At 73.7% G+C, this 3,364-nt stretch carries 7 protein-coding genes; 2 read left to right on the top strand and 5 right to left on the bottom strand.

The window, feature by feature from the left end:
- The 4 genes from ABD369_RS40295 to ABD369_RS40280 form a co-directional block, all read right to left on the bottom strand.
- The coding region (locus ABD369_RS40295) for a DUF2267 domain-containing protein (RefSeq protein ID WP_344641610.1) at positions 1–172 on the bottom strand (172 nt) is incomplete at its 3' end.
- Positions 173–209: 37 nt separating this feature from the next.
- Entirely contained in the window at positions 210–359 is a 150-nt protein-coding gene (locus tag ABD369_RS40290) for an STAS domain-containing protein (RefSeq protein ID WP_344641609.1), read from the bottom strand.
- Entirely contained in the window at positions 356–493 is a 138-nt protein-coding gene (locus ABD369_RS40285; protein ID WP_344641608.1) for an STAS domain-containing protein, read from the bottom strand. The genes ABD369_RS40290 and ABD369_RS40285 overlap by 4 nt, the downstream gene beginning before the upstream one ends.
- A gap of 124 nt (positions 494–617) precedes the next feature.
- Positions 618–1,052 carry an Hsp20/alpha crystallin family protein gene (locus ABD369_RS40280; protein WP_344641607.1) on the bottom strand — a complete coding sequence of 145 codons (435 nt, stop codon included), beginning with the start codon at positions 1,050–1,052 and terminating at the stop codon, positions 618–620.
- Between the two features lie 112 nt (positions 1,053–1,164).
- Here ABD369_RS40280 and ABD369_RS40275 point away from each other — a divergent pair, with 112 nt between their 5' ends.
- Positions 1,165–1,857 (top strand): type III effector protein, encoded by a 693-nt coding sequence (locus tag ABD369_RS40275; RefSeq protein WP_344641606.1) that lies wholly within the window; start codon positions 1,165–1,167, stop codon positions 1,855–1,857.
- A gap of 283 nt (positions 1,858–2,140) precedes the next feature.
- Here the strand turns inward: ABD369_RS40275 and ABD369_RS40270 are convergent, their stop codons facing one another.
- Positions 2,141–2,326, bottom strand: a complete 186-nt coding sequence (locus tag ABD369_RS40270; protein ID WP_344641605.1) for a hypothetical protein — start codon at positions 2,324–2,326, stop codon at positions 2,141–2,143.
- 416 nt (positions 2,327–2,742) lie between these two features.
- On the opposite strand from ABD369_RS40270, the gene ABD369_RS40265 reads away from it, so the two are divergent.
- Positions 2,743–3,364: CYTH domain-containing protein (locus ABD369_RS40265; protein ID WP_344641604.1), on the top strand; the 622-nt coding region annotated here is incomplete at its 3' end.

The raw sequence follows: 3,364 nt of genomic DNA, 5'->3' as shown, positions 1-3,364 counted from the left end.
CTAGGGCGAGGGCCTCGGGCAGGCGGGCCGCTAGGTCCGCGCGGACCTGGCCTACGAGGTGGGCGCCGAGCAGGGCCAGCACGACGCGGGCCACGCGTTCGGTCTCCTCGGTGGTGTCGTATTCGCCGCGTTCTTGGACCCGGTCCAAGAACGCCTCCCATCGAAGCGTCACCGCGGATCCTCCCTTCGACGCGGGCGGTGCCTGGCGGCTAGAAGGTGGGGCCCAGGCGGCCGGTGAGGCCGGTGAGTCTCAGCAGCCTGGCCGGGTGGCCGACACCCCGCAGAACCCGGCGGCCGCCGGTGCGGTCGGCCTGGTTGCGGGCCTGGACGAGGGCGCCCAGGGCCGAGCAGTCCGTCACTGGGACAGGTCGAGCAGCACCTCCCGGTGCGCGTCCAGCGCGCGGGTCAGCTCGCGGCGCAGGCGCGGGGCGGCGTCGAGGTCGATCTCGCCGCGTGCCCGCACCACGAAGGGAGCCTGGCCCTGGTCTGGCATGGGGCTGCTCGCTGTTCCGGTCGGCCCTCGCGCGGCGCGCGGGCCCGGGGAGAGGGGGCGGGGTGTCCCGCGCCGCCCCGTCGGGGGGATTTTCGGGGCGGTGCGGGACCGTATCGGGGCCGAGTCAGGCCTGGATCTGCTTGCGGGTGCCGCTGTGGCTGATCGCGACCTTACGGGGCTTGGCCTTCTCCGCGACCGGGATGCGCAGGGTCAGCACGCCCGCGTCGTAGTCGGCGGTGATGCCCTCGGGGTCGAGCGTGTCGGAGAGCATGACCTGGCGGGAGAACACGCCGAGCGGGCGCTCGGACAGCTCCCACTTCACGTCCTCGCCCTGGTGGCGCGGCCGGCGCTCGGCCTTGACGGTCACCATGTTTCGCTCGACGTCGATGTCGATCGCCTCCGGGTCCACCCCGGGCAGGTCGAAGCAGATCACGTACTCCTCGCCCGCGCGGTACGCGTCCAGCGGCATCGGCGTGGGACGGGACCACGTGCCGCTCGTACCGAGGAACTGCTGGGTCAGCCGGTCCAGCTCGCGGAACGGGTCGGTGCGCAACAGCATCGCGAAACACCTCCAAGTGGGATCAAAGGGTGCCAGTGCGCTTCACCTGACACCCTTCCAACACGTCATCGTTCCGATGACAAACACTGCTCGTCGTCGTTAGAGTGACAACATGCGTGAGAAGCCCCCGAAGCCCGCCACCAGGCCGAAGACGCCCGTCGAACCGGCCTCCTTCCTCGCCGCCGCGGCGGCCCTGGCCGCCATCGACGACGCCGTCCGCGCCGCCCAGATCCCCGACGCCCCCGGCGCCCAAGGCCCCGAGGAAGAGGAAGCCGGCCCCGGACAGGCCCTGGCCGCCCTGGTCCTGCTGCGTGAACTGCGCACCCAGCTCGCCGGCTGGGAAGCCGGCCTCGTGGAGAACGCCCGCAACGCCGGCGCCACCTGGGCCGACCTCGCCCACCCCATGGGCGTCGCCAGCCGCCAGGCCGCCGAGAACCGCTACCTGCGCCTGCGCCCCGCCGGAACCACCCGCCACACCGCCGGGACCGGCGCGGAACGCGTCAAGGCCGTTCGTGACCGCCGCGCTGCCGAGCGCACCGTGGCCTCCTGGGCCCGCGACAACGCCGCCGAGCTGCGCGTCCTCGCCGCCCGGATCACCACGACCGCACTCGCCCCCAGCGCCCGCCCGGCCCAGGCCGCCCTGACCGCCGCCCTCGGCGCCACCGACCCCGCCGACCTCATAGAGCCCCTCGCCGCCGTCCGTCCCCACCTCGGCACCGGCCAGGACGACCTCGCCGCCCGCCTCGACGCCCTCACCCACCACACCGCCCAGCTCCGCGATGACAGCGACCGACGCCGCGCCTGACCCTGCCGCCACCGAGAAGCGCCGGCAGGACCTCCTGGACCGGATCCACGACCTCCAAACACGAGTGGCCGCCACCACGAGCACCGTCACCACCGCCCTCGACACCCACCTCGCCCGGCTCGACGTCCTGCGCCACCACCTCGCCCAACCCACCTGGCCGCTGCCCGCCCCCGACCCGAGCAGCCCCCAAGGCCGCACCGCCGAACAACCAGCCGGCTTGACAGGGCCGGGAGTCACCCCGCGGTCCGCAACCAGCCGGGCCGTCACGCCCGGCGCCCGTAACTCACCGGCGCGCCCGGGGGCGGTCGCGCTCGTGGTCTCCGGAGGCATACCGGCTCCAGGTGGCCCCGATGTCCGTCGCGGCCTGCTCGGTGGTGAAGTCGGGGTAGCCGAGCGCCTTCGCGGCCACAGGCGGCGGAGTGTGCGCGACGAACTGGCGCAGCGCCTCTGCCCGGCCGGTACCGGGCACGATGCCGGCCTCCCTCAGGATCGTCTGGAGACTCCGCGCCGCCATGGGCTGGCCGGCTTGGCGTCCAGGAAAGAGCCCACTGCCGACTTCGCGCACTGGCGTGGGGCAGGCGGTGGTGGTCGGGGTTCAGGTAGTCCCGGATCAGGTCGGCGACGGGCTCGGGGACCGGCATGGGCGGCTCGCCCATGCTCCGCTCCCCTGCGGCAGGTCGCAGCGCGGTGGCCGAGCACTCACTCACCCGCGCGGAGGAAAGCCGTGTGTTCCTCGGCGTCGGCGGCGGCCACTACGCCTGGTCGGCGCCCTCGACGGTCAGCAGTTCCACGAGAAGGCGATCCGCCGCAGCGCTTCGACCGGATCCATGCCTCCAGTGTTGCCCGCCTGCACATGATCGCGGCCGTCACGGGCACGCGCAGGGCATGAGCACACAGCATCTGGAGACCGAGCGGAAGTACGACGGCTCTGCGCTTCCGCAGCGGCTCGACCAGGTGCCCGGCGTGGCAACCGCGCAGAGCACCGAACCCCAGGACCTTGACGCCGTCTATTACGACAGCCGGGACCTGCGCCTCCTGGGGCGCGGGATCACGGTGCGCCGGCGCACCGGCGGGAGCGATGCCGGCTGGCACCTCAAGCTGCCGCGCGGCGACGACGTGCGCCAGGAGGTCCGGCTGCCGCTGGAGGCCAGTGGCCCCGGCGAGGTCCCGACTGAGTTCTCGCAACTCGTCACAGCATTTACTCGCGGCGCCACGCTCGCCCCGGTGGCGCACCTGCGCACCCGCCGCGCCCAGCTGCTGCTGCGCGACGAGCGGGGAGACACGCTCGCGCAGATCACCGAGGACCGGGTCGCGGCCCAGGTCCTCGATGCCGGACACCTCGCCCCCACGCCCTCGGACGGTCGGCCGGCGGTCCCCGGGACGGACGGGGAAGCCCGACCCATGGACGCAGACGAGGGCGGCCCGGCAGGCGGGACCAGTACCGAGGTCTGCGGCTGGACCGAGTTCGAGGTCGAGCTGGAGCACGGCCCGCCGACCCTGCTGGACC

It is taken from the genome of Kitasatospora cystarginea, assembly GCF_039533515.1.
GTDB classification, from domain to species: domain Bacteria; phylum Actinomycetota; class Actinomycetes; order Streptomycetales; family Streptomycetaceae; genus Kitasatospora; species Kitasatospora cystarginea.
The sequence above is the reverse complement of the archived record's forward strand: the minus strand, read 5'-3'. Positions and strand labels throughout refer to the sequence as shown.